24 protein-coding genes are annotated in these 26,923 nt (G+C 47.0%); 12 read left to right on the forward strand and 12 right to left on the reverse strand.

The features are described from left to right. Window positions 1–152: 152 nt before the first annotated feature. Window positions 153–494, reverse strand: a complete 342-nt coding sequence (locus G493_RS0105830) for a histidine triad nucleotide-binding protein (protein WP_028579621.1) — start codon at window positions 492–494, stop codon at window positions 153–155. A gap of 179 nt (window positions 495–673) precedes the next feature. After that, the gene (locus G493_RS0105835) at window positions 674–1,300 is read right to left on the reverse strand and encodes a hypothetical protein (RefSeq protein ID WP_153306441.1); all 627 of its coding nucleotides are present in this window, start codon (window positions 1,298–1,300) and stop codon (window positions 674–676) included. Window positions 1,301–1,847: 547 nt separating this feature from the next. On the opposite strand from G493_RS0105835, the gene G493_RS0105845 reads away from it, so the two are divergent. Both G493_RS0105845 and typA read left to right on the forward strand, forming a co-directional pair. Next, window positions 1,848–3,209 (forward strand): DEAD/DEAH box helicase, encoded by a 1,362-nt coding sequence (locus G493_RS0105845; protein WP_028579624.1) that lies wholly within the window; start codon window positions 1,848–1,850, stop codon window positions 3,207–3,209. A 483-nt stretch (window positions 3,210–3,692) separates the two neighbouring features. Continuing rightward, window positions 3,693–5,492: a translational GTPase TypA gene (gene typA / locus G493_RS0105850; protein WP_028579625.1), complete on the forward strand. Its 1,800-nt coding sequence runs from the start codon at window positions 3,693–3,695 to the stop codon at window positions 5,490–5,492. 369 nt (window positions 5,493–5,861) lie between these two features. Here the strand turns inward: typA and G493_RS0105865 are convergent, their stop codons facing one another. Genes G493_RS0105865 through glgX form a run of 5 tightly spaced genes read right to left on the reverse strand, consistent with a single transcriptional unit; the run spans window position 5,862 to window position 10,562 of the window. Continuing rightward, a complete protein-coding gene (locus G493_RS0105865; RefSeq protein WP_051309049.1) occupies window positions 5,862–6,305 on the reverse strand; it encodes an NUDIX domain-containing protein in 444 nt (147 codons plus the stop codon). A 50-nt stretch (window positions 6,306–6,355) separates the two neighbouring features. After that, on the reverse strand, window positions 6,356–6,943 hold the full coding sequence (locus tag G493_RS0105870) for a 5' nucleotidase, NT5C type (RefSeq protein ID WP_028579627.1): 588 nt from the start codon (window positions 6,941–6,943) through the stop codon (window positions 6,356–6,358). Window positions 6,944–6,945: 2 nt separating this feature from the next. Beyond that, window positions 6,946–7,806, reverse strand: a complete 861-nt coding sequence (locus G493_RS0105875) for a hypothetical protein (RefSeq protein WP_035273790.1) — start codon at window positions 7,804–7,806, stop codon at window positions 6,946–6,948. Between the two features lie 57 nt (window positions 7,807–7,863). Next, entirely contained in the window at window positions 7,864–8,394 is a 531-nt protein-coding gene (locus tag G493_RS0105880) for a GDSL-type esterase/lipase family protein (protein WP_028579629.1), read from the reverse strand. Window positions 8,395–8,426: 32 nt separating this feature from the next. Next, entirely contained in the window at window positions 8,427–10,562 is a 2,136-nt protein-coding gene (glgX, locus tag G493_RS28020) for a glycogen debranching protein GlgX (protein ID WP_051309050.1), read from the reverse strand. A 175-nt stretch (window positions 10,563–10,737) separates the two neighbouring features. Between glgX and G493_RS0105890 the strand changes: the two genes are divergently transcribed. Beyond that, window positions 10,738–11,673, forward strand: coding sequence for an Lcl C-terminal domain-containing protein (locus G493_RS0105890; RefSeq protein WP_028579630.1), 936 nt, complete (start codon window positions 10,738–10,740; stop codon window positions 11,671–11,673). 105 nt (window positions 11,674–11,778) lie between these two features. Next, on the forward strand, window positions 11,779–12,150 hold the full coding sequence (locus G493_RS0105895; RefSeq protein ID WP_028579631.1) for a response regulator: 372 nt from the start codon (window positions 11,779–11,781) through the stop codon (window positions 12,148–12,150). Window positions 12,151–12,223: 73 nt separating this feature from the next. Here G493_RS0105895 and G493_RS0105900 read toward each other — a convergent pair whose 3' ends face one another. Then, window positions 12,224–13,060, reverse strand: a complete 837-nt coding sequence (locus G493_RS0105900; protein WP_028579632.1) for a DODA-type extradiol aromatic ring-opening family dioxygenase — start codon at window positions 13,058–13,060, stop codon at window positions 12,224–12,226. Window positions 13,061–13,367: 307 nt separating this feature from the next. On the opposite strand from G493_RS0105900, the gene nikA reads away from it, so the two are divergent. The 6 genes from nikA to rfaD are packed head-to-tail and all read left to right on the forward strand — an operon-like array spanning window position 13,368 to window position 19,367. Continuing rightward, a complete protein-coding gene (gene nikA / locus G493_RS0105905) occupies window positions 13,368–14,972 on the forward strand; it encodes a nickel ABC transporter substrate-binding protein (protein ID WP_028579633.1) in 1,605 nt (534 codons plus the stop codon). Between the two features lie 33 nt (window positions 14,973–15,005). Beyond that, the gene (gene nikB, locus G493_RS0105910) at window positions 15,006–15,950 is read left to right on the forward strand and encodes a nickel ABC transporter permease subunit NikB (protein ID WP_028579634.1); all 945 of its coding nucleotides are present in this window, start codon (window positions 15,006–15,008) and stop codon (window positions 15,948–15,950) included. Next, window positions 15,947–16,783 (forward strand): nickel ABC transporter permease subunit NikC, encoded by an 837-nt coding sequence (gene nikC / locus G493_RS0105915; RefSeq protein ID WP_028579635.1) that lies wholly within the window; start codon window positions 15,947–15,949, stop codon window positions 16,781–16,783. Before nikB ends, nikC begins: the two co-directional genes overlap by 4 nt. Further along, window positions 16,780–17,598, forward strand: a complete 819-nt coding sequence (locus G493_RS0105920) for an ABC transporter ATP-binding protein (protein WP_028579636.1) — start codon at window positions 16,780–16,782, stop codon at window positions 17,596–17,598. Before nikC ends, G493_RS0105920 begins: the two co-directional genes overlap by 4 nt. Then, window positions 17,595–18,389 (forward strand): ABC transporter ATP-binding protein, encoded by a 795-nt coding sequence (locus G493_RS0105925; RefSeq protein ID WP_028579637.1) that lies wholly within the window; start codon window positions 17,595–17,597, stop codon window positions 18,387–18,389. Before G493_RS0105920 ends, G493_RS0105925 begins: the two co-directional genes overlap by 4 nt. Window positions 18,390–18,413: 24 nt before the next feature. Then, a complete protein-coding gene (rfaD, locus tag G493_RS0105930; protein ID WP_028579638.1) occupies window positions 18,414–19,367 on the forward strand; it encodes an ADP-glyceromanno-heptose 6-epimerase in 954 nt (317 codons plus the stop codon). 48 nt (window positions 19,368–19,415) lie between these two features. Here the strand turns inward: rfaD and G493_RS0105935 are convergent, their stop codons facing one another. From G493_RS0105935 to G493_RS28025, 3 genes are all read right to left on the reverse strand, one after another. Next, a complete protein-coding gene (locus tag G493_RS0105935; RefSeq protein ID WP_028579639.1) occupies window positions 19,416–20,561 on the reverse strand; it encodes an amidohydrolase in 1,146 nt (381 codons plus the stop codon). 131 nt (window positions 20,562–20,692) lie between these two features. After that, window positions 20,693–21,622: a hypothetical protein gene (locus G493_RS0105940; protein WP_028579640.1), complete on the reverse strand. Its 930-nt coding sequence runs from the start codon at window positions 21,620–21,622 to the stop codon at window positions 20,693–20,695. Window positions 21,623–21,682: 60 nt separating this feature from the next. Next, entirely contained in the window at window positions 21,683–22,633 is a 951-nt protein-coding gene (locus tag G493_RS28025) for a D-alanyl-D-alanine carboxypeptidase family protein (protein ID WP_232363716.1), read from the reverse strand. A gap of 170 nt (window positions 22,634–22,803) precedes the next feature. Here G493_RS28025 and G493_RS0105950 point away from each other — a divergent pair, with 170 nt between their 5' ends. Beyond that, window positions 22,804–24,582: an AMP-binding protein gene (locus G493_RS0105950; protein WP_084813457.1), complete on the forward strand. Its 1,779-nt coding sequence runs from the start codon at window positions 22,804–22,806 to the stop codon at window positions 24,580–24,582. 173 nt (window positions 24,583–24,755) lie between these two features. Continuing rightward, complete coding sequence (locus tag G493_RS0105955) at window positions 24,756–26,003, forward strand: OmpP1/FadL family transporter (protein ID WP_232363717.1); 1,248 nt, start codon at window positions 24,756–24,758, stop codon at window positions 26,001–26,003. 154 nt (window positions 26,004–26,157) lie between these two features. Here the strand turns inward: G493_RS0105955 and G493_RS0105960 are convergent, their stop codons facing one another. Next, entirely contained in the window at window positions 26,158–26,793 is a 636-nt protein-coding gene (locus G493_RS0105960) for a site-2 protease family protein (RefSeq protein WP_028579643.1), read from the reverse strand. Window positions 26,794–26,923: the final 130 nt, after the last annotated feature.

A 26,923-nucleotide genomic window follows, 5' to 3' on the forward strand; every position in this document is an offset into this window, starting at 1 on the left:
TTTGCGATCAGTGTAGGCCAGTTGCGCTGCACGCACCACCAAACTGTCGCGAGAAATCAGCCATACGCAGGTGAGATACGGAGTCGTACACTGTCTGGGGCGCAGAGCGTGAAAAAATGTTCTGCGCCCGGCATATTTCATGCTTTCAGCTTTCAGCCTGGAGGCCACTGCATACTGCGACCGCCAAGTACGTGCATATGTACATGAAAAACTGTCTGGCCCGCCTGCTCACCATTGTTAAAGACAATTCGGAACTGTTCGATCCCCTCCTGTTGTGCGACTTTGCTGCCAATACGCATGAGTTTTCCGATCACCTTTTCATCCTCCTCCGCAACATCGGTGGGGCCTGAAATATGCTTTTTAGGCACAACCAGAAAATGGACAGGAGCCTGTGGAGCTATGTCTCGAAAGGCGAGGACATCTTCATCTTCGTAGAGTTTTTCAGCTGGAATGTCACCTGCGATAATTTTGCAAAATAGACAGTCTGTTGGCATGGTAATTCTCCTTATATGATGGAAAAAATCCCAGGAGACTGACTGTGTGAGAATGCCCTTTTCCTCAGCTCGATGGCATTTCAGAAAAATAATGCTCGCAACATGAAACATAGGGCTGCGCTTAGTATTTTGAAATGCCTTGATCTGAGTAAAAAGCTTTTTCCCGGACAGCCTCCTGATCAGTGTTTTGCAGGACGGGGCTGCATCTCTACAATCAGAGTGTTTTTAACACCCGCAATACGTACAGGATCCATGGCTAGGGGAACCTGCTGATTGCCTAACTGTAAATTGAGAATGTTCCATTTATCAAATGGAATGGAATATTCCTTGTTACTGAGGCTTCCCAACAGGGGATCAAGGCCTGTCTGCTGGCTATTGTCATTTTGGGCAGCTGATTTGAAGGTTGGCGTGATATAGAGCAAACGTTTCTTGGTATCAAGACGTGTTGCCAGGTCACAGGTTATGGGAAGCTGAACCGCACCAAGTTTTAGACGGATGTTTTGACCGGCGATTTGTGTGTTCATTGCAAGGTCGTTGCCATGAACCATGCCGCGAAAATGTATGATATTGCCGTCTATACTGAGCGAATCAAGGGACGTGAGCATAATATCGCCGTCCAGATCATTCTGGCCTGTTGCCAGAGGTAAAGGAAGAACCTGCTGGATGGAAGCAAGTAATGCTTCTGCCGGGAGCTGGAGATGGATGTTACGGGCGGCTGCCTGAGCCGAAAATGCGCTAAGAGCTGTGAACAGAACGCATAATCCGAGCAGTTTGTAGGTTCTGCGAAAGAAAATTGAACAAGTCATAGACAGATAATATAAGGTTAGAGGTTGAGTTAGTGCCTGTCCATAAATGGCTTTTTTACACAATTTTTGCGTTATGCTCAAAATGTTATCTTCTAGGTAAACGTAGATTCCGATATCAACTCTATGTCTGTGGAAAATTGTATCGCATGCCTCGGAGTATACGCTTGCCTCAACTTGAGTAAAAAAACTCATCTATGGACAGACACCAGTTAAGGGAAATAGTGTCATCAGTCCCATGTGAAAGTATGCCAGAGTCGACCACAGGGGGAAGTCTTAAAAGGTTTGGCTGATACTTGTAGCCTGTGAAATGTCAACGCTCCCCTGAAAGTCAATACGTCTATTGTATACTCTTTTGTAAAGTTCGCAAGTGTCGGTAACAAGGTACGGACGGTAATTGTGCTTATAATATGTTACTTGTTTTATTATGCTATTTTTTGTACGCTGTGCTGCTTGAAAAAAGATGTATACCATGTTTGACCCTGATGTGACTTTTGTATTCCACTTGTAATATCGGGGCTTGTCAACATTCAGAGAGATATCGCTCACCATGACTAACCCCACCATCACCCTGACAGTTGACCGTCAGTGTTGTCTGACCGGGGCTCCTTCATCGGTCCTTGACTCCATCCGTTCGTATCTGACCATAGATAACCCCAAGTATATGGATGCGAAACGATATAGTCGCTGGGTCGGAAAAACACTGAAACCTACCTTGCATTTTTATTCCGAGCAGAAGGATGCACTCTGTTTTCCACGCGGCTTTGGCAATGGCGCAGTTCGCATGTGTCGTAAGCATGCAGGCTGCACGCCGCAGATAATTGATAATCGACGGAGTCTGGATCCTCTGGCTGTTTCGTTTTCAGGAGACCTGCGGCCCTACCAGGCTTTGGCGGTAGAAGATGTGTGCCGGCATTCTTTTGGCGTATTGGAGGCTGGGACCGGCTCGGGGAAGACAATCATGGCCCTGAATATTATATCCAGGCGTTCACAGCCTACCCTTATTCTTGTTCATTCCAAGGAACTTTTGTTCCAATGGAAAGAACGTATACGTTGTTTTTTGGGAACAGAGGCAGGCCAGGCCGGTGGTGGAAAATTTGAACTGCAGCCGATAACCGTGGCTATTGTCAATACTGCTAGAAAACATCTCGATACGCTGCCCGGACATTTTGGGCAGCTGATTGTGGATGAGTGCCACAGGGTACCGGCAAGCCTGTTCACAGATGTTGTTTCTGCCTTTGACTGTACCTATATGCTTGGTCTTTCAGCTACAGCGTTTCGACGGGAAGACGGCATGACCAGGTTGATCTATCTCTACATGGGCGACAGGGTGCATCAGGTAAGCAATGAAGTCCTGGCCGCTTCAGGGGCAGTGGTTATTCCTGAATTGATCTGTAAAGAAACCACTTTTCATTACAGGTATCGCGGTGAATACAGTAAACTGATGAAAGCGTTGGCAGAAGACAAAGAAAGAAATACTCAGATCGCCGACGATGTAGACGGGCTGGTCAAAAATGATCCGGATGGGATAGTGCTGGTTGTGTCCGATCGTGTTCAGCAGTGTGAAGAAATATCCAGCATGCTGCATGAGCGGCAATGCATAACTGCCGTTCTGACCGGGCAGATATCGCAGGAGCAACGCAGTACCATTGTGGACCAGGTGCAGCAGGGGGAAATACAGGTGCTGCTGGCGACCATTCAACTGATTGGTGAAGGGTTTGATTGTCCTGGTCTGACAAGCCTGGTTCTGGCCACTCCAATTAAATTCCAGGGCAGATTGCTGCAGGTTGTTGGCAGGGTTATGCGGCCGTCACCGGGTAAGAAGGCCAGAGTGATAGATTATGTGGATACCGGAATTCCCCTTCTCGTTCGCTCTGCAGAGGCCAGAAAAATGCTTTTTTCTTCTTTATAAGCATATGCCAGGTGTATATGGTTATAGTATTTTGATGTGATTTTCAAAAAGACTATCTTTTGAATATTACACATATGTTTGCGGCTAGATGCGTATCTGGCTGTACAGTGGAGCGTGGTTATTACCTGCAATCTGGCTGGCAGGGACTGATGCAAGTCAAGAGACCGTGTGCAATCTCCTTGTTTTTTTGCCTCTCTTGCTGTACAGTCTGCGCTTTTTTTACAAGATGATTATCGAATGTCTGCCATCCATGTTTCATAGAGAGGTGTTTATTCGAAATCATGTGCGTCAACGCTTTTGCGTAAAAGAGGTAATGCATCCCTTTATCTTTATATCTGGGAACTGTAATTCAACCGATTTCCACCCGCCTTTCTGATAAACAGGATATGCGAGATGGAACCATCTCAATGGATTTTCCCTCTTCAAGAATAGTGAATTTTTTTAGATACCTTTAAAAAATCCTCCCTCCGGAGGTGAGACCATATGCAGCAAGAAAATATTCGTAATGTCGCTATAATTGCCCATGTTGATCACGGTAAAACCACTCTGGTGGATCAGCTTTTTCGTCACAGCGGTATGTTCCGCGAAAATCAGGATGTGGCTGAACGCCTGATGGACTCCATGGATCTTGAGCGGGAACGCGGTATCACCATTGCCTCTAAAAACGGATCATACATCTACAAAGACTATAAAATTAATATTATTGATACCCCCGGCCATGCTGATTTTGGAGGTCAGGTTGAACGGGTGTTGCGTATGGCCGATGGAGCTGTCTTGTTAGTCGATGCTCAGGAAGGTCCCATGCCTCAGACTTTTTTTGTGGTTAAAAAGGCATTGGCCGTGGGATTGCCTCTGTTGGTAGTGGTCAATAAGATTGATAAACCCGCGGCTCGCTGTGACTGGGTTGTAGATCAGGTGTTTGGCATGTTGGATCGACTGGAAGCACCCGATGAGATTTTGGATTTTCCCGTGGTATATGCATCTGCCAAGGCAGGGTTTGCCATTGAAGATCCGGAGGCGGAAGTGGTTCCTGGAACAGGGATGGATCTGATTTCGCAAATGATCGTAGACCATGTACCACCACCTTCCGGAGACCCAGAAGCTTCGTTGCAGCTGCAGGTTAACACCATCGATTATTCCCCGTACATGGGGCGTCTGGGAATAGGTAAGATTGTAAACGGACGTCTTGATCTACGTTCCAACCTGGTTGTATCACGCCGTGATGGTTCACTTGAACCTGTTCGAATCAACAAAATATTTAGCTTTGAAGGTGACCAAAAAGTACCTGTGGACAAGGCCTCTGCCGGGGACATTATTGCCGTGGCAGGTATGGAAGATGTTACTGTGGGAGTCACTTTTACCAATCCCGAGGATCCACAACCTTTGCCGTTGATTGAGATTGACCCGCCAACCATTTCCATGAATTTCATACCAAATGATTCTCCGTTTGCCGGCTTGGATGGAAAATATGTAACCTCCAGGCATCTTGAAGATCGACTTGGCAGAGAAACCCTTGCTGATGTGGCTCTCCAGGTTGAACCATTGCAGGATGCGGTGGGGTACCGTGTTGCAGGCCGTGGTGAATTGCACCTTTCCATCCTCATTGAAAAAATGAGGCGAGAAGGCTATGAGTTTCAGGTCACCAGACCCCACGTTATCATGCGGGAGGAAAACGGAAAGACTCTGGAACCCTACGAAGAATTGACTGTTGATGTGGATGAGCAGTATCAGGGAATCGTCATCGAAAAGTTGGGCAAGCTTAAAGGCGTGCTGCTGGATATGCAGGTAAATAACCAGATGAGCCGTATGATCTTCAAAGTGCCTACACGTGGACTTTTAGGATATCGTTCCCAGTTCCTCACCGATACCAGGGGAATGGGTGTCATGAGTTATGTGTTTGCAGAATGGGGGCCCTACGCAGGGGATATACAGAATCGTATCAACGGTGTTATGATTGTGAAAGAACCCGCAACCACTGTGGCTTATGCTCTGTTTAACCTGCAGGACCGTGGCCATTTGTTTGTTGGTCCCGGTGTAGATACGTATCAGGGGCAGATCATAGGTGAGCATTGTCGTCCGGCAGATCTCATTGTTAACCCTGCGAAAGGGAAAAAACTCACCAATGTGCGTGCTGCCGGTTCAGATGATGCGGTAATTCTCACTCCCCCAGTTGACATGAGCCTGGAAGACTGCATATCATATATTAACGATGACGAACTGGTAGAGATTACCCCTAAAGCAATTCGTCTCCGTAAGCAGAAGGGAGCGAAAATTCGAGGATAACTGTAGACTGAAAAGATAACAGGTTTTCTGCTGTCGTTCCCTGAAATATTGTATGTTAACAGGTGCGTTATCCAGTAAGCGGTGAGTGAGTGCCTGTGTGGGAGATTCAGGAGGGGCAATGAAGGAACTTGTTATTTTGTTGATAGCTACTGTCGCAGGCCTGACCACGTTTACCATCGCCCTGCGAAAATATGGAAGTGACTGTATCCCCTGACTATTGATGTACAGCTCCATAGGTGTGGGGCTTGCTACCTTTTTTGTGCTTCGGGCTCTTTTCTAGGAATCTGTCGGAGAAAGCTCTTGTTCCCCATAGCTTAGGGCTGCCTATGCTATGGGGATATATATCCGGCTGATCGTGAGCAATCCAGGTCATATGGCCGGACGTTTTCCTGTTTTCTTGAAGCGAAAGTAATCACTCAGAATCTGCTTGTGATCAAATACCAAGTCGGGCAGATTGTCTTCCTGAAAGATACGCGCCTCGGCAGCATCATCTGCACCAACAGGTTTACCCTCTGCCTGGCCGATAAAGACAGTTGAGGTGTTGTGTTGCCGTTCATCCCTTTCCGGATTGGAATAGGTATGAAACTGTGTTGACAATGTCACCTGCAGGCCGGTTTCCTCTTCAGCTTCCCGGCGGGCAGCATTCTCATAGGATTCGCCGTAGTCAACAAAACCACCTGGCAATGCCCAGCCCAGGGGTGGATTTTTTCGTTCAATGAGTACAATACCTCCATTGATTTCTATGATGATATCAACAGTGGGTACAGGGTTTCTGTATACTGTTATTTCAGCTCCACAGGATGAACATTGCATGGGAGTACCTTAGTTGTGCTTTTGGTTGTCGGGTTATCTGGTGAACATATTCACAGTGTCTTGGAATACAGGGAACGTATGTCTTCCCAACTCTTCATACGCGGCAGGGAGGTGCAACTGCGGTTCCAGGGTTGCGCAAAAAGGTAGGAGGTGATGCCGGCCTCTCTCAACTGCAGGCAGGTTTCTACACGATCATCAATGAAACAGGTCAAGCTCAGTTCCTTGATATGTCGTACCTTGTCGTCGTGATCACCCATTGCCACCAGACGTATTTGCTGATGAGTTTCTTCTGAGAAGTAATTCTGCATCCACCTGGCCACAGGATCACCAATGGGGCGGGCCGTGATGATTGTCACTGGTGCGGTTTGGCTCATTTCCTCAAGTACAGGGACGGCACCAGGCATTGGAATCAGGCCAGTGGCCAATGAATCTTTGAGGATCTTCAGGAAAATGGTTTCAACAATTTCCTCCGGCATATCCAGGCATTGTTCCACATGAAAGCTGGTAATTTGCTCCAGAGCGATACCGCAATGATCATATTCTTCACAGGCAAGGCGAATAAAGGCTTCTCCTATGTCGGCGATTACGCCATCAAAATCAAATCCTATATCACTGGGGTGAAATCTTTGTGGAACCATGATTATTGAATAGAGGCGTTTTCGATAATGGCGGCGTATTTGTATCCGGCTCCGAAATCACGGTTTGCATGCAGGGTGCCGCTGACAGTAATGATACTGTCTTGTTCAGGCATATCCTGGGTGGTTACCACAAGGTCATGACTATTGTTCATGGGGTTGCCTGTACCATCTTGAATGTGTACCCAGTTGCGGCCCATGATCTTCGGTGAAACCTTCATGACTTTGCCCCGTACAACAATGTTTTTACCATCCAGACTGGCTGCTTGCTCAAAGCACTCAGCAACGGTGTAGCTGGCGTCGTCGGCAGCTTTTTCAATCTGTATTTCCGCCATGGGTACTACTGCTCCCATGCTGCCTCCCGATTGATCTGCAAGCTCAATCCCATGGGGATTCTGTGCCTGTTTCTGTTCAGCTTGTAAAGCCGCTGCAAAACTGTCTTGTTTGGTTTCCTCCCTGGTGTCACCTGAGGTCGCTTTATTCTCCTGCGGAGAAGATACTACAATGGTTTTTTCGGTATTTTCAGCTAGTCCTGGAGAAAAAATAATAGAGGCAAAAGTACGTTTCAGTGTTTTTGAGGTAAACTCAATCATTTCCATCCCCGGGAGGCAGATAACCTTCTGCCCGACGCTTACAGTGGTTTCAGGGATTGCTACCCAGGTATTCTGTGATTCGCTGTTTACCAGGAGGTAGGTATATCCCCCACTGTTCATGGTTTCCGTAACTGTGCCCAAGATTGATTGATCTTCCACCACCGCATGGTTGGCTGGTGGTTTTTGGGCGTCATCTGCCAGGGCAAAGGGCAGACTGGAGCACAATAGAAAGGCGCAGCTGAGGGTAATAAATCGAAGGATAATAGTGTGCATTGGAATACTCCATAAAGTTAAAGCATGTTGAGCAGGTCGTGAATACATGCCGGTATCTTACTGGACCCGCAGAATTGTATTCAGGTGTCGTTCTATTTCTGCTGCCCATACCTGGTAGCCGCGGGTGCTTAAATGCACCTGGTCAGCCAGAAACCCAGGGTGGGTTATGGGCAGGCATTGTTCAAGAAATGGAGGAACAACATCCATAAAGTAACAATTGTCCGTTGCCTCCGCAACATCCCGCAGCTCCTGGTTGACTTTCTTCAGTACGTGCTCTGCAACCACAGGCATGGGCATGAGTGAGCTTATCAGAATTGGAGCGCGTGGGTAGAACGAACGAATGGTTGGGACCAGGCTGGAATAGATAGCCGTAAAATGCGGGTTCCCCATGAGCAGGTTATTGGTCCCGGATTGAAGCAACAGTACATCTGGTTCATCCTGGTCGTTGAGCTCGTCCAGCAGACGACCGGCAAGACCTTCTGTTGTTTCACCAGCTATGCCACGATTTATCACCATGTATCGAGGAAGCAGCGTATTCCAGTCGCCCCATTCTATGAGTGAATCTCCAAGCATTAGTACTGTGGTCATCTATTTCACCTCCTTGGCCGGGATACAGGTGTTTACCTGCGTTTCCCGGAACAGGTTGTTTTTTTCTGGGCTAACGGGCTGGACTGTAAAACAATACAACCCATGGGTAATATCGATATTTTCTTTCCTGCAGTGACAGGTTGTGCCTGGTCTGGAGGGAGAGCGTCATCTGCGCCTGTTTGGCAGGTATCAATAATTTTTTTCCATATCCGTTGTTGCTGCCGAACAGGTGGTGCCGGGATGAGGAAGGTTTTTTCTTTTTCTCTCTCACCGTTCAGCATGACATAAAAATCGTCGTCTGGCTCGGGAAAGTGAGAACCTGTAAGGAGAAAAGCCAGGGTCAAACATTCCGGTGACCAATCCTGCTCGCCGGGTACCAGGCTATGCCAACTGATTTCCTGCATATGTAACGGTTCTTCTTCGTGATTTGCCGTGGCAAAGAAATCATCACGCCGAAAGACTTCATGTTGTTTGCGTAGTGTAATAAGGTATTGAACAAAGGTAAACAGATGAGCGTTTTTAAGCAATAAATTCCAGTTGATCCAGCTGGTTGTGTTGTCTTGACACCAGGCGTTGTTGTTGCCTTTCTGGGTACGGCCGAATTCATCTCCCGCAACCAGCATGGGTACTCCCTGGGAAATGAACAGGATAGTGAGGAATGAACGTATCCTGCGGGAACGCATTTCTAGAATGGATTTGCTGATGGTTTTCCCTTCTTTGCCGCTATTCCAACTGATGTTGTGGTTATCTCCATCGCGGTTGTCTTCGCCGTTTTCCAGGTTATGTTTCTGGTTATAGCTTACCAGGTCATGCAGGGTGAATCCGTCGTGGCTGGTTATGAAATTGATAGAGTTGCAGGGACGTCTGCCGTTGTGCTGGTACAGGTCTGAACTGCCGGCAATACGTGTTGCCAGGGCAGGGATGGAGCCCTGGGTTGAACACATGAACATACGGACATCATCACGGAATCGTCCGTTCCACTCTGCCCATCGATGATGGGTCGAGAAACTGCCGACCTGGTACAACCCTGCGGCGTCCCAGGCTTCGGCAATGATTTTTGCGTCAGAAAGTACGGGATCCTCAGCTATAGCTTCCACCATTGGCGGATTGGGCAGCACATGGCCGTTTGAATCCCTGCCAAGAATTGATGCCAGGTCAAAGCGGAATCCATCGACGTGCATTTCCACCACCCACCAGCGCAGAGCATCTATAATCAGGTTACGTACAATGGGATGATTGCAGTTGCAGGTATTACCGCAGCCGGAAAAATTTAGATAGGCGCGTGTCCAGGGATCAAGTAAATAGTAGATGGTATTGTCAATGCCACGAAAACTTGTCGTCGGCCCTTCAATACCGCCTTCACCGGTATGGTTGTAAACAATATCAAGAAAAACTTCGATACCCGCCTTGTGAAGATGTTTTACCATGTCCCGGAATTCATTGAGTGCATCAGTAGGCTCTGAGCAGTATCCCGATTTTGGAGCAAAGAAAGACACGGGGTTATACCCCCAGTAATTTTTAAGGGGGTTACCTGTCTTGGGGTTGACAAAGAGCGATTCATTCTCGTTGAACTCTGTGACAGGCATCAGTTCAATAGCTGTTATTCCAAGAGATTGAAGATACTCGGTTTTTTCCATGATCCCGCGAAATGTGCCGGGATGGGAAACTCCAGCCGACTGATGTCGGGTGAAACCGCGGACATGCATTTCATAAATAATGCTGTCTTTTAATTCGGTCTTGGGATGCAGGTCACCTTCCCAGTCGTACGGGTCGACGCGGAGGTGGCAGCATGGGCGTTTGCCGAAACAATCTCTCCTGGTCCCCCATTGAGCCGGGCGCAATTCTTTTGCATAGGGATCAAGGAGTATCCTGGTCTTGTCGTAGGCATGTCCGTTTCCACCCGGATCCCAGGGACCGTCGAGAATGTAACCGTAATACAGGGGAAGAGGCACGTCTGGCATACAGACATGCCAGATATCACCGGTTTTATTACGTACCGGGTCCAATGGAATCTGCTGCAACTCTGTTTTCCCTTTCTCATCGGTTTCGAGAACAAGGGTAACAGATTTGGCATGGCGGGAAAAAAGGGCAAAGTTGACGCCATTGGGAGTGATGGAAGATCCAAGAGGCAAGGGGGTGCCTGTGTGTACCACATAGTGCTGTTTCATCTTGACCTCCTGATAATAATTATTATAATCAAATTGAGGGAACGACTTCGCCCGCAGGTATACCGAGGTGTCTGCTTGTACATAATCAGTATTCTGGCCAGCGAAGTGGACTGAACGTCACGTAAATGCATATTGTACTCGCTTTGCTGTTTTAGTACATCTAAATGGAGGCTACATGGGACTTTTTACTAAATTACAAATATCTGGCATTCCAACCATTGATTGGGAGATGACTCCGGAATATACTTTTGGCACGTTTGAAAGTTGGGGGGGAGTTGAACGTATTCGCAGTAAAAACGAACGAACCTATTATTTTTTCATTGATGGGTGGGAAGATGACCCCAAGCTGTGCCTGATGGAGCGAGGTATTAAACATGCCAGAGTTGTTGCGGAGATTTTAGCTCCGGAAGAAATGGTTCGTGAGTGTGTTGCCCAACAGGGAAAAGTTGCCATGTTTGAACGTACCCATGCCATTAATGACAAACTGAAACAATGGCTGTTGAAAAACGTGGTGGAGAGTGATGACAGCTCTCTGGTTATACCCCTGGTTGATGAAAAAGAGGAAACCTTAAAAGCCTCTGGCTTGCCTTCAGCAAAGACCCATAAAGCAGGAATGGACGCTGTGGTTCTGCCATCTGAGCCTGCAGAGTTAAGCGAAGAAGATATAGTGGCATTGGTAAAACGTTATTCTCTGGTGGATCATGAGCGTAATCCTGATGGAACCTATGAGGCAGAACTCGTAGACAATGAAGATGATCTGACAGTGACAGATTTACGCAGCGGACTGATGTGGCAACGCGAAGGTGTGGACATCACCAGTAATCGTGGCCTTCGCAAGGAGGTTTCCCGGTTGAATAGTGAGCATTTTGCCGGGTATGATGACTGGCGGGTACCGACGCTGGCGGAGGCGTTATCACTGATGCGGAGAGAGAAAAACAGCAAGGATCAGTATATACATGCGTGTTTTTCCGCAGCCCAGCCATTTATTTTTGCTGATGCTGTCAGAAGCCCTGGCGGATACTGGTTTGTAGACTTTAAGCAGGGAAGGGCGTTCTGGGCTTCTGGAACAATTCCAGGGGGCTTTGGTCGTCTATGCCGAAGAAAAAAATAGAGAAAAACGAAAAAGCTGTTGATTGGTGAGAGACCAAAATGTAGTATTGAACATATGGTGAGCGGTATGGGATAATTATCAAAACAACAGTCGGAGAAGTGTCCTTTGAAACGAATACTGGTTGTTGACGACGAAAAGCAAATTCGTACAATGTTGACACAGATGCTGGAACAGGAAGGCTATGAGGTCCATACCGCAGAGAATGGAGAAGACGGTATGGCCCTTGTCGGCAAGTATTCTTTTGATCTTATCATCACCGACATGATTATGCCCGTCAAGGATGGGCTGAAATTCATCATGGAGTTGGTTCGCGATTATCCTGCTATCAAAATTTTAGCCATATCCGGTGGCGGAGCCATTAAAGCTGAACGTTATCTTACAATGGCCGGATACCTTGGGGACATTGCTACCTTGGAGAAGCCGTTTAAGCGTGAAGCCATGCTCGCTCTGGTCAATCAGCAATTGGAAAAAATCTGATCTTATTGTATCGGAAAGATATATCAAGGCTGCCTGCGGGCAGCCTTTTTGTTTTCAGAGCGACGCTGCTGCCTTATTTTTCAACAGAGCTCAGCCATTGGAAGGCTACAGCCCTTTTTCCTAAAATATAATCATCAAAAATTTTAGTTCCCTGGCAGTTGTATCCAGCCATACCTACGCAGACATGCAATGGCAGCAGATGTTCTTCTCGCGGGTGACAGTAGCGGGCTGAAGGGGCCTGGCTCCAATGGAGCAATTGCTCCTCTCGTTGCGCAGGTGATAGAGCGGCTGTGCAGGTCTCCACCAACCAGTCCTGAAACTGATCATTGGCTTCATCTGCAGGATTGGAGCCATCCCATAGAAATTCCCTCATGTTATGAAATGAAAAACCAGAGCCGATAACCAGAATATTTTGCTGAAGCAAAGGGTGAAGAGCCTTGCCCAGTTTCAGATGTATTGCCGGATCAAGTCCTTTGACGAGGGACAGCTGGAGTGAAGGGATATCAGCTCGCGGATACATCATTTTCAGGGGGATGAATAACCCGTGATCAAATCCTCGTTCTGTGTCTGGACGAGCGGTAAGACCTTGTTCTTCGAGTAGTTCACTGATTTTTTTTGCCAATCCCGGGTTTCCAGGTGCAGGATAGGTAAGGCTGTAAGCCTCCTCGGGAAAACCATAGTAGTCATAGAGCAGTGGAGGATGGGAACCACTGAGAATGGTTGCTGTTTCTTCTTCCCAGTGAGCACTGATAACCAGAATTGCCTCAGGTTTCGGTATGTGTTGAGGGAGTTGTTCCATAAATGCAATCATGGCTTGGTGACTTGGTTCACCGAGTATGGGCATGGGACCCCCGCCATGGGAAAAATATATGACAGTTCCTTTATACGTACTGGTTGTTTCGGTGTTCAACGGAAGGCCTCCATCGCAAAAGAGTTTTTGGTTAGTATCTGTCCATCGATGAGGAATTGTATTCAGGTTAAGAGATCAGTTATAAATGCAGAAAAGTTCTAAGTTTTAGTCGCTTAAGCCCCCAATGAGTAGTTAGGTCGTTTTTTTCTTTCCTTTGGTAATACGAATTTATGATTCGTAACAAAATTGCTTGATGTTTTTTTCTGGACAGGATAATTAGGCCTGCCAGGTAACACGATTTTTTTTTTCGTGTTACCTGGTTGTGAGTTATTCTTTTCAGTGTTCAGATTATCAAAAAGGATAGAAGATGCATACCTGTTTCAATTTTAAGGTAATAGCTGTGGCTCTTGTGGCTACTCTGTTTTGCTCGTGTATTTCCCCGGCTATGGCGAACGATGACGATACCCTTGTTTATTCGTGGGGAGCGAATGTCGGGGAATTAAATCCTCATATGTATTCGCCAAATCAAATGTTTGCACAGGCAATGGTGTATGAGCCGCTGGTGAAATATGGTGAAGGGAATCTGGTCATGCCATGGCTTGCAAAAGCCTGGACTATTTCAGAGGATGGCAAAGTGTACACCTTTACCCTGCGTGAAGATGTCATTTTCACAGATGGAACACCTTGCAATGCTGAAGCGGTAAAGAAAAATTTCGAAGCGGTTTTGCTTAACAGAGCACGTCATAAATGGCTGGAACTCGTTGCCCAGATAGACAAAGTGGAAGCCCTGGATGAATTTACCTTTCGTTTGACCCTGAAACATGCCTACTATCCTACACTCCAGGAACTTTGCCTTATCAGGCCGCTTCGTTTCATGAGTCCGGCAGCTATGCCTGAGGACGGAAATACCGCTAAAGGTATCATACAACCAGTTGGCACCGGCCCCTGGAAATTGATGGAAACTCGCAAAGGGGAATATGACCTGTTTGAGCGCAATGACCGATACTGGGGGCAGAAGCCAGCGTTTTCCAAGCTGCTGGTTAAAGTCATCTCTGATCCTGTTGCACGTGCCATAGCCATGGAAACCGACGAAATAGACCTTATCCACGGGACTGCAGGTCATGGTAGTGGACAAATCAGCTTCGATGCCTTTGAGCGTTTCACGAAGATGCCGGATTATGTGACCAAAATTTCACCTCCCCTGGCAAGCAGGATAATTGCTATAAACTCAAATCGCGGGCCCACTGCCGAGCTGCCTGTACGCCTGGCTATCGAGCATGCCGTTAATAAGGCTGCCCTGGTTAAAGCCATCTTTTACGGTGTCGAAGAAAAGGCAGATACTTTATATCCGGCCGATACCCCATACTGTGACCTTGGACTTACTCCTTTTACCTATGATCCGGCATTGGCAGAAAAACTCCTGGCAGAGGCGGGGTGGAAACAGGATGCCCCTGGTGAAATCAGAACAAAAAATGGGAAGGAATTAGTTATTGATTTTTGCTTCGTTGGAAACGATGCCCAACAAAAAGCAGTAGCTGAGGCCATTCAGGGTGATCTTTGGAAAGTTGGGATACGAATTCACATGATTGGCGAAGAGCCTGATTCCAATATCAACCGCCAGAAAACAGGAGAATTTGGAATGGTGTTCAACGAAACCTGGGGTGCTCCCTATGACCCGCATTCCTTTTGCAGCAGTATGCGCGCACCTTCCCACGCCGATTACCAGGCGCAGCTCGGTTTGCCCATGAAGGAAAAAATCGACGCCAAAATCAGTGAAGTCCTATTATCAACCGACGAGGGGCAGCGCCGTGAGTTGTACCGGTATATCCTGACCACTTTGCATGAACAGGCAGTATACCTGCCACTCACCTACATCCGTGGCGTTATTGTCCATAAAAAGGATCTCAAAGGAGTGAAATACGGGCAGCTTAAAGCGGAAATACCGTTTGAGCTGATAGAAAAGAAACGATGAGATTGCATTTGACCTGAAGGAACATAACGTACAATGTTGCACTTTATTTTTCGGCGTCTGCTCCTCTTGATACCAATATTGTTTACGGTCTCAGTATTGGTGTTTTTGATACTTCGATTAGGTCCCAATGATCCAGCTCTTTCCTATCTGCGCCTTTCCCAGATTCCGCCAACGGATGAAGCACTGGCCACAGCAAGGGAATTTTTAGGGCTGAACAAACCTCTGCTTGTCCAATATCTTGACTGGGCAGGCAGGGCACTCAGGCTTGACTTCGGTCTCTCCTACGTTACACATCGTCCGGTGTTGGCTGAAATCTTGTACTATTTACCGGCAACCTTGGAGCTGGCCGGCGTCTCGTTGCTGTTGACGCTCCTGGTCAGCATTCCGCTGGGAATGTGGTCGGCTTTGAACAAAGACTGCTGGCCAGATCATATGACCCGTGCCTTTGCTTTTTTTGGAGTGTCCATGCCCAACTTCTGGATGGGATTTCTTTTGGTGACCGTTTTTTCAGTGTGGCTCCACTGGCTGCCTCCCATGGGACGTGGTGGCATATCGCATCTGATAATGCCTGCAGTCAGTCTGGCCCTTATGTCCATAAGCATCAATATTCGGTTGATTCGTGCGAGCATGCTGGAAAATCTTCATACACGCAGTGTGTTGTATGCACGTGCTCGTGGTTTACGTGAACGGACGGTTATAGGGGTACATGTTTTTAAGAATTCTCTGATTCCAGTGATAACAGCCATTGGTATGCACGTCGGAGAACTGCTTGGCGGTGCCGTGGTCGTTGAAAGTATTTTTTCATGGCCAGGGGTCGGCCGATTTGCCGTGTCTTCCATTTACAACAGGGATTACCCGGTAATGCAGTGTTTTCTCCTTCTTATGGTGGTCATTTTCGTGCTGTGCAATCTGCTGGTCGATATATGCTATGCTGCTATTGACCCGCGTATTCGTTTGGCCGGGGAGGGAAACAGATGAACTTTGTTCCTCGGTTATTACAGCGTCCTCTTTCACGATTTGCTGTCTTGCTTGCCTGCATAATTCTTGTTGCCGCTTTTTTTGCCCCGAAAATTGCCCCGTGTGATCCCAACAATGTCCAATTGGAACTGAAACTCCAGGGACCAAGTTCAGACCATTGGCTTGGTACGGACCACCTTGGTCGGGATACCTTTTCCAGGCTTATTTATGGAGCACGGGTATCGGTTGGATCAGTAGCTGCAATTATCGTATGTATTCTGGTCATGGGATTTTGTGTGGGATGCCTTGCCGGGTATGCCGGTGGACGAGTTGACGCCTTTCTCATGCGCATGTGCGATGTTTTCCTTACATTTCCCACCTTTATTTTAGCCATGTTTCTGATTGGAATTCTGGGTACGGGATTGACCAATGTGATTATCGCGATTGTTTTGACCCATTGGGCCTGGTACGCACGAATGATAAGGGGTTTTGTCCTGTCATTTAAGAATCGTGACTATATTCTGGCCGCCAGGGTCGGAGGGGCATCGCGTATGAAAATTGTTATTCAACACATCATCCCGCCGGTGTTTGCCCAATTGGTGATTCTTGCTACTCTGGATATCGGTCACATGATACTGCATGTTTCCGGACTGTCGTTTTTAGGACTTGGCGTAACGCCACCCACCCCGGAGTGGGGGGTGATGATTAGCGATGCCCGCCAATTTCTTTGGACCGATCCGGGACTCATTGTCTACCCCGGTTGTATGATATTTATTACGGTCATGTCGTTCAATATTCTGGGCGATGCACTTCGTGATGCACTTGACCCGGTTATAAAGGAACAAAACTCATGAGTTGTGCATCTGTTCTATCCATACGTGATCTGCAGATTTCTCTCGCAAATCAGAGTCCTTCCAACAGCGCTCTGGTCAGTGACGTCAGCTTGGAGGTGATGCGGGGCAAGGCAACAGGGCTGATCGGTGCATCAGGCAGTGGGAAATCTTTAACCTGCCTTGCTGTAATGGATCTGTTGCCCAAAAACCTGCATTGCAGCAAGGGTGAGGTGGAGTTGATACGAGGAACGGTAGGCGATAAGACTCCACTTTGCTGTATACGGGGCAAGAGGGCTGCTATGATTATGCAGAACCCGGTGAGCTGTTTTGATCCTGTTTTTACCGTTGGCTATCATCTCAAGGAAACTCTGCGTGCACATAAGCTCGATGTTGCAAAAAATATTAACCGAATACGATCGACCCTTGCTGAACTTGGTTTCCAACAGCCCGATGAAATTCTGGCTGCATATCCTTTTCAATTGTCGGGGGGAATGCTCCAAAGGATTATGGTGAGTCTTGCGTTGCTCCTTGAGGTGGAATTACTTATTGCCGATGAGCCGACAACGGACTTGGATGTCATTGTCCAGTCACGTATTCTGGGACTCATTGATCGTCTTAAAAAAGAAAAGAATATGGGCGTACTCCTGGTCACCCATGATTTAAGCGTAATTGCCCGGTTGGCTGATAATGTACTGGTTATGCACAAGGGCAGGGTAATAGAGTCGGCACCGGTAGCCAAGCTCTTTGCCCATCCCCGTGAAGAGTATACCAAGGCATTGTTATCAGCCCACTTCAGTCTTTATGGGCAAGACCTTTCAGGGGAGGTACATTCATGAAGTTGCTTGAATTGACCAACGTGAATAAAACGTATCATCGGGGGGGATGGTTTGTACAAAGAGACAACGTTGAAGCACTCAGCGATGTGTCGTTGACTGTGGAGGAACAGTGCAGTGTCGGGGTCATTGGACGAAGCGGAGCAGGGAAAAGTACCCTGGGGCGTTTGATTCTGGGATTGGAACGTCCCAATGGGGGGAATATACGATACCGGGACAAGGATATGATGGATTTTTCGCGATCAGACTGGCGCCGGTTTCGAAGGGAAGTGCAGGTCGTCTTTCAAAATGCCCAGGGGTCAGTAAATCCACGATGGCAGGTTTTTGATATTATAGCTGAACCCATTCGCAACAACCAGCGCCTATCCACTGGGGAGTTAGAGAAGAAAATTGATCAACTGTTGCAAATGGTTGGGCTTGACCCTCAGGATAAACGGAAATATGCGCATCAGTTCAGTGGAGGACAGTTACAGCGCGTCTGTATTGCCAGGGCATTGAGTATTGAGCCTAAACTGATTGTCCTTGACGAAGCTGTCAGCAGTCTCGATATGCTGATTCAAGCACAGATACTGGCATTGCTGCGTGAATTGCAACGGCAAACACATGTGTCGTATCTTTTTATTTCCCATGACATTCGAATTGTCGCCGGTTTTTGCGACAAAGTGGTTGTCTTGGATGGGGGGCGTGTTTCTTCTCACCTTCAAGATATATCCTGTGCCGAGGATTCGGAAAATCCAGTTGTGAGGGAGCTGGCTCATGCCATATTGCCAGCCTGGCCGCAGGCTGCAGGGTGACATTATGAACCTGGGAGTTACATTATGATTATTATAACCGGTGGATTGGGGTTTATCGGTAGCAATGTGGTACATGCCTTGAATGCAAAAGGGATCACAGACATTGTTGTTGTCGATGATTTTACCGATGGAACAAAATTCACGAATATTGCGGACGCATCTATCCATGACTATCTGGATAAGGATGTCTTGAAATCTTCTTTGGAAAGAGGAAGTGTATTTCAGGGGGAAATAGAGGCCATTGTGCATAATGGCGCATGTTCATCCACTACTGAGTGGAATGGTAAATTTGTGATGGATACGAATTACGAGTATTCAAAATTCCTGTATCATTATGCGCGTCGGGAAAATATCCCCTTTATTTATGCTTCCAGTGCATCTGTGTATGGAAACGGGACGGTTTTTGTCGAGCATGAGAGGTATGAAAAGCCAATAAATGTATATGCGTATTCAAAAACCCTTTTTGATCGTTATGTCCGTCAGAATATGAGGCGTGACGACAGCCAGGTAGTGGGGTTGCGTTATTTCAATGTCTATGGTCCCCGCGAACAACATAAGGGCAGTATGGCCAGTGTTGCTTTGCATTTACGCAATCAGTTGCTGGCAGACGGGGTTATGCAATTATTCTCGGGATCGGCCGGGTATTCCGCTGGAGAACAACGGAGGGATTTTATCCATGTGGAGGATGTGGTCAGGGTCATTCTGTGGTTCCTGGAACATCCGGCAGTTTCTGGTATATTTAATGTCGGTACGGGAAAAAGCTCCAGTTTTAATACCGTCGCCAGTGCAGTGTCGAGCTTTTTCGGCTTTGGTGAACTCCAATATATTCCTTTTCCGGATCATCTTAAAAAACGGTATCAAAGCTTTACAGAGGCAGACATCACCTGTTTACGAGCTGCCGGGTTTGATGGAACTTTTATGCCGGTGGAACAGGGTGTTCAGCGTTACATGGAGTGGCTGAGGAAAACCGAGTCGTAGAATATATTCAACCCTGTCGGTCTCTTTCTTCCCGTATCCCTGTCACGGTTATTTCATTGTGTAGCCAAGTACTGTCTCAACTATACGAAGAACAACGTTGCGTCCCGGGAGAAGCAACGCATCAGGAAAATCGTAGAGCTGGTCATGCAGATCCGGACAATCTTCGCCGGCGCCGATTCCAAAAAAGGCAGCACTACCGGACGCTGCGGCGATTCTTCCAAAATCCTCTGACCAGCGAAACGGTTTATCAGAGACAATGAGTTGCTCCTCACCCACTGACCTTTTTATTATCTCCACAGCATCTACAGAATTGACCGTATTTGTGAAGATATCACTATATTCAATGTGATATGTGAGGTTGTCTGCCGTTGCGATGTTGTGGATTTTCTCTTCTGTTGCCTGGGTAAGTTGTGTCATGGCAGCGTCGGTTTCACTGCGCAACGTCAGAAAGACCTCGGCCACCGCCGGAGCCGTACCAAAGGCTTTCTCTCCCAGGCGTGCGCCAACAACAGTACTCAGGCAGGTCTGGCTGCTCAGGCTTTGCTGCTGGGGTAGGAGGGGTAGCTGTTGAATGCATTGACACATTGCCCGAGCCGGACTGTTGCCGGTTTCCGGTTGTGCTGCGTGGGCGGAACTGCCTGTCAGTGTTATGCTCATGCCTTGGGAGGCAGAGGTGAAAATTCCCTCTCTCACAATAATACTCCCTTGTGGATATCCTGGAAGATTATGGAAAGCAAAGGCATAATCAGGGATAATGGCTGAGAATGCAGGATCATTAACCACAGCCAGCGCTCCTTCTCCGGTTTCTTCAGCAGGTTGAAACAGTACAACAACCCGTCCCCGTGATAATGGTTTTTCCGCCAGAGCAGTACCCACACCTGCCATGATCGCCATATGACCATCATGCCCGCATTTGTGGGAAACTCCTTGGGTTATTGATGCATATTCGAGAGGCAACGTTTCCGCAACAGGAACTGCATCCAGTTCACAACGGAGCAATAGCGTGGGGCCAGGTTCTTTTCCGGAAAAGATGAGGGCCATGCCTGAGTTGCCAACAGGTATGGTGCGGAAGCATGTGTTGAATGGTTGAAAGAAATCAAGCAACGCATCGCGGGTATTTGCCTCCTGGCCGGAAATGCATGCCAATGCATGGAGGCGGTGACGAAGATGGATTAATTGTTCCCTTGTACTCATGTGAGTAGTTACCCTCTGTACTGTGGTATAAGGAGCATTCTAATGCTGCAGGCACGTGTTGCCGCATGGTGTCTACGGCAACACGTGCCTGTGTTTTCGGGAATACCTTGGCCTGATACAAAAAGTCTTTTTCAGATACTTTCCTGGCTTGAAGAATTCTGTGAGGCTGTTATTTTATTGATTTTATAGTTGAAATATAGATGTTGGAAGAAGAAAGTCCAAAAACCATGGAACCAGTAATCCCCTCCTTTAACAGCAGAAAGAAGAGAATTCATTTTTTTTCTTGCCATGAATGCCCATATTAACAGTAAAATATTCGAGCCTCTACTACATATGTCACTAGCCAGGTCCAGGCTGTCATTCTGAAGCACAGAAACATATAAGAGGATGAGTATGAGCAAAATATACGAACTCACTAATATGATGTTGTAAAATACAGGTGATATTTGCTCATCTTCGCCAAGGTAAGTGTTGATAACCATAGACTGACGTCTTACATAATGGGCGCTGTACACTCCGAGCGTTACAACTGTTAATAATAATAATGACCAGGTGCTTCGGTATTTGAGGTCGTGTAAAAGGCTGTCTGTTTCTGAATTCAGATTTTTGTCAATCAGATTGGCTTGTGGTGGGGCGTAAACATTTTGATTTTCAGTCTTGTTGCTATCTGTATCTGGAGGAGTTGGAGAAGAGTTCTTTCCTGATGCCCGGGAGCTTTGGGTAACATTTTTTTCCATCTGAGCGGAAGCTGCGGCAGGAGGATGAAGGGGAGTTGCTGTCTTTTTCTGGTGCGAGTCAGGTTTTGGAGATAAGGGGGGGCTTTTAAGTGTTTCGTCCCGTATTTCTATCTGCAGACCTGCTTCGGTCAACTTCTTTTTATATTGTAAAGCCATGTCATAGCTGAGATTCTTTTTTAATACTCTTTGCTTTCTGGAAGAGAGCAAGGCTTTTGCTTTTTCTTCGGTTGTTTTAAAGAGATTTGCTATGTTTTTTATTACTTCGGATGTTTCTGCGTCAGGTTGTATTTCGCAGGTGAATACGACGCTATAGCTATCTTCCATCTGGTCTCCTTTTTTGTACGTTAGACGTGTCCTTTTTTCCCGCCTTTACATTTTGCTGTATTATTGAGCATACTCTATGTGCTCAAGTTTGCGAAATCCATAGTCAACCAGCCGTTTCAGGTCACCCCACATGGTTTCACTGCCCATAAGGGCAACAATAATGGTCTGATTGTTCCTGGTGAACTGCCCCACATACGTTTGGCGCGCTTTAGCTGTATATCCGGTTTTTCCACCGTCCGTACCTTTAATACGCCAGAGCGCCTTGTTGTGGTTGTATATGGTTTTGCCAAAGGTTGTCTCCACTTTTCTTTGTTTCATTCTGCTGGCAAAGTCTTCATTCTGCATGATTTTTCTAAAAATAGTGGCAAGATCACGGGCTGTTGAATATTGTCCTTTGGCTGTCAGGCCTGACGCTGTTTTACATACTGTATTATGCGCTCCCCAGAGTTTTGCATATACAGTCATAAGTTTGCTGAATTCCTGTTCGCTTCCCGCTATGTTTTCAGCAAGGACAACACTGGCATCATTTGCCGAGCCGAGCAGAACCGCATTTATCATGTCATCGGCTACGTAGAGCATGTTGGTATCCAGGTAGACTTTTGAGCTGGGCATATCTGCCGCCCGTTTGCTTACCTGCATCATGTCTATTTTTTCGAGATATGTCAGGGCCAGCATGCCGGTAATGATTTTGATGGTCGAGGCGGGTTGTCTTTTTTTGTCCGGCGCTTTGCTGAACAGTTCGCGTCCTGTATCTGCTTCCATGATCATAACTGATTTGCTGCTGATCCACTTGCCGACAGGTGGAAGCGGACGAGGAGGACGTCGTGAACTGGAGGTGTTATCCGGAGAAGGTGAGATGCTTTCCTGCTGGGTAACCGCTTGTGTCTGTTCAGGGCTTTTTTTAGCTGTGTCTCGCAGTACAGGAATATTTCCGGCATGGAGCGACGGTGAAAAGCAAAAGATAATAAGACAGAAAACAAGTTTTTGTGCAGAGGTGATACACTGTTGCATATACATTGAAGAATGTGTTTGTGTTAAGATAAAGAAACGTCGATAAAAAAAAGAGAAACAAACAGATGGTGCCGTGCGCCTGTGTATCCCCGTTTTCTTTGAAAGTTCTTGCTGATTATGGTATCAAAACGCGAAATTGTAAAGGAAGAGGTTTGAAGTTGGAGAACATCATGGCCGAAGAAGAGATTATACATGTTGAGGCAGCGCCAACCCCTGTGGCTGCCGAAGCTAGAGAGAATGCGGAAAATTTGCCTGTTATTCAGGAAAATGCCGTTACTCTGAACGATCTGTTGGATATCGCCTGCAGGCGGTACAGGGATCTGCCGGCCATAGGTATGGCTCTGGAGAAACCGCTTACTTTTAAGGAACTCCATGTCAGGGTATTGAGCCTGGCAGCATATTTCCTTGAGATCGGAATTGAAAAAGGTGGACGTATTGCCCTGTTAGGTGAAAACTCACATAACTGGGTTATCGCTTATATGGCTATTGTCCGTATAGGAGCCAGTGCTGTACCGATTTTTCCTGATTTGCCCGAATCTGATGTGCATCATATCATTTCGGAAATGGAATGTGAAATTGTTTTCATTACCCAAAGACAGATAGATAAAATTTACGATCTGAAAAAGGATCTTGCACATATCGTTACCTTGGATAATTACCAGGATGATACCGGATTACTTACCTTGGAACCTTTCAGTGAGTTTCTTGGAAAAGCACTGGATCGCTATAACGAAGATGCTGAGAAAGAAACGCTGGTCTTCCCGCATGTTCTAAGAGATGATCTGGCATCGATCCTGTACACCTCTGGTACGTCAGGATTTTCCAAAGCAGTGATGCTCTCCCATGAGAATCTGTGCAGTAACGCCTATTCTGCAGGTGGAGTTATGGACGTCCAACCCGGATGGGTATTTCTTTCGGTGTTACCCATTTCCCACACGTATGAGTTTACGGTTGGTTTTCTGTTGCCTCTGCTGAGTGGCAGCCGGGTGGTGTATGCAGGTAAAACCCCCACTCCAGCATTACTGCAACGAATATGTACCAAGGAACGTCCCCATGTTATGCTGGTCGTGCCTCTGATTATCGAAAAAATATACAAGAAGAGGGTGTTGCCGACAGTTGAGAAAAGCAAGGTGCTCTCTTTTGTGTGCAGGTTTGGTGTGGGGCGAAAAATAGTCTTTCGAAAGGTCGGGTCAAAACTGAGTGATTTTTTTGGTGGACGCATGGAGGTTATGGGGATTGGGGGGGCAGCACTTAATCCCGAAGTCGAGCAGTTTTTGCGCGATGCCAATTTCCCCTTTCTTGTAGGCTATGGATTGACAGAAGCTTCGCCATTGCTTGCCGGAGGACCTTTTGGTGACAACAGCATCAGACTGGGTTCCACAGGCAAGGCTATTCCCCGCGTAGAGTTACGCATTTGTGATCCCCATCCTGAAACCGGTATCGGTGAAATTGAAGCACAGGGGCCAAATGTCATGCAGGGTTACCTGAATGATCCTGAGGCTACCCGTGAGGTGTTCAGTGAAGATGGATGGCTGCGAACCGGTGACCTCGGTTTACTGGATGAGGAAGGAAATCTTCATATTAAGGGACGTTCAAAATCAGTGATCGTGCTTTCCAATGGCGAAAATGTGTATCCGGAAATTATTGAACATCGTGTGAATTCCTACCAGTATGTTCTTGAATGTCTGGTGGTGGAGAACAGGGGGATGCTTGAGGCGTGGGTGTATCCTGATTATGAATTTATTGATGGGAAAACTTTGGGAAAAACACGAACCCAAAGACATCAATATATTGCCACCCTCCTGGAAGAGATGCGCGTGTCTGTGAATGAACAGCTGCCGCCTTCATCACGTGTCTCCAGAGTATTGGAGAGAAGAGAGCCATTCATAAAAACACCAACCCATAAGATTAAACGTTATCTGTATTCGGCAGATAATATGAATATGTAGCACAGGCTGGGAAAAAAAGAGGTAACTGCTCACAGTGCACCTGATTTTTCCGTGATCAGCCTGGTTTGCGTATGGCTTAATACGGTGCGCCAGGCAGCCTGTCACCAGTTACAAATACAGGGGAGTATTAAGCGTATTAGTCTCCCCTATGAGTTGTTATACAAGGAGAAGAAATGCAAAAAAGAGGAGAAATGAACAAAGCGTTGGCTGTTGCCGGCGTGCTATTCTTGACGGCTGCGGGAACTGCCCATGGTTCTGGTTGGAGGATTCCTGAACAGTCTATTAATTCCACGGCCAGGTCCGGGGCATATGTCGCCTATACACCTGATGCCGATGCCACATATTATAATCCAGCGAATATGTCCTGGCTGGAGGACACTGGATTTCTTGAGTTCAATGCCACCTGGATTCACCTTTCTGCCATTGATTACACAGATAGTCGCAGTCCCCTGTATAGCGGAACCTCAGAAGAGGAAGATTTCTTGCTTCCAACCTTTTTTGCTGTGTCTCCATATTATGGAAATTTCAGAGTAGGTTTTTCTTTTACAGCGCCTGGAGGTCTTTCAAAAAAATGGAATGATCCTTATCCAAAGACCTATGCCGAAGAATTCACCTTGAAAATTTTCGAAGCCAACCCGACCGTTTCGTATAAAATCTGCGATTATTTCTCTTTGGGACTCGGCGTACGGGCAGTATATGCTGACGGAAAAGTCAGCAGTGCCGGCATGCTCTCCGATGGCACTACTTTGAGCAGGTCCATGGAAGGGGATGCCTGGGAAAGCGGTTTTAATGTTGCTATGACCGCCAGGCCACTGGAAAACTTGAATCTGGCTGTCACTTATCGTTCTGAGGTTGATCTGGATATAGACGGTGACGCTCAGTTGGCGACTTCAATGGGCCCTGGTGCCTACAATGGAGGTGCTGATGTATCCATTCCTTTGCCAGCCGTTCTTGCTGTAGCGGCCTCCTATACCTTTTTTGATCAACTCACTGTAGAGTTGGAGTATGATCGAACCTATTGGTCAGATTACGAGAATCTTGACTTCAACTACAGTACAACCCTGACAAATCCTGTATTATACTCTGCTTTTGATACTCCGCAGACCAGGGAATGGTCCGATACTGATAGTTTCCGTATCAGTGCCGAATATGACTTGCAAAACGGCTTGACCCTGATGGCTGGATTTGCCATTGACGAGAACCCTGCCCCAGATGAACATCTCGGGTTTGAGTTACCTGATTCTGATGCCAAGCTGTATTCTCTGGGAGCGCGTTATCAGGTGAATGAAAGTGTGGAAGTTGGTGTGGCCTACCTGTATGATGACAAAGAAAGTCGCACTGTAAGCAATAGAGCAGCAAACGGGACATTCGAAGATGCAGCGGCACATCTGTTCACAGTGGGTCTTACCTGGAAGTTGTGAAAAGGATGATTTTCTGAACTCTTCCAAGGAAATGAACTGACCATATCATAAAGCTGGTCGGTAGACAGCGATGAAACAGAAGCCCGGTGTATGTGATACACCGGGCTTCTGTTTTTTGGACAACCTGTTGCTTGATTATCGTCTACACTATCTGCTAGAGCCGGGAAAGGCTCCACAGGAGATTATTGCTGAAGTTGATAACCGGCACTATGATATGAGAAAGAACACCTGTGTAAGACAAGAGCAGGATTGCTAAAAAACCGTATGTTTCAAATTTTGAAAAAGCATAGGCCTGTTGCGGAGGAAGCAGACTCATGAGCACCTTGGAACCGTCAAGTGGTGGAATGGGAAGGCAGTTGAATATGGCCAGTGCAATGTTTATCCAGACACTGGCTGCTACCATTTGTACAAGTGGTTTGAGTATGGATAATGGCAACATGGACATATGTGTTATGAGCATGAAAACAGGGAGACTGATGATCGCCAGCAGGATGTTTGCCCCAGGCCCGGCCAGTGATACCCAAAGCATTCCTTTTTGCGGGTCTCTGAAGTTTACCGGGTTGACTGGTACCGGCTTTGCCCACCCTACATGAGCAAATATAAACACCAGTGCGCCAAGTGGGTCAATGTGTTTTACAGGGTTCATTGTTAAACGACCTGCATTTTTTGCAGTGGGATCACCCAGGCGGTAGGCAACATACCCATGGGCCAACTCATGAAAGGTCAAGGCCAGTAGAAAAGGCGGCAGCCATATGGTGAGTTCCTGAAGTTTTTCGTACAGTAGATCCATTTGTTTCTTCGTGAAAGATAAGGGTTGTCCTCTTTGCAGAGGGGAGCTGGTTACATCTGTATAAATTAAGACGCAATATAAATAAAGCGACCTGTGGCGTGGAAAAAATATCTTATCCATCCTTGGTTTT

The organism is Desulfogranum japonicum DSM 18378 (assembly GCF_000429945.1).
Lineage (GTDB): Bacteria > Desulfobacterota > Desulfobulbia > Desulfobulbales > Desulfobulbaceae > Desulfogranum > Desulfogranum japonicum.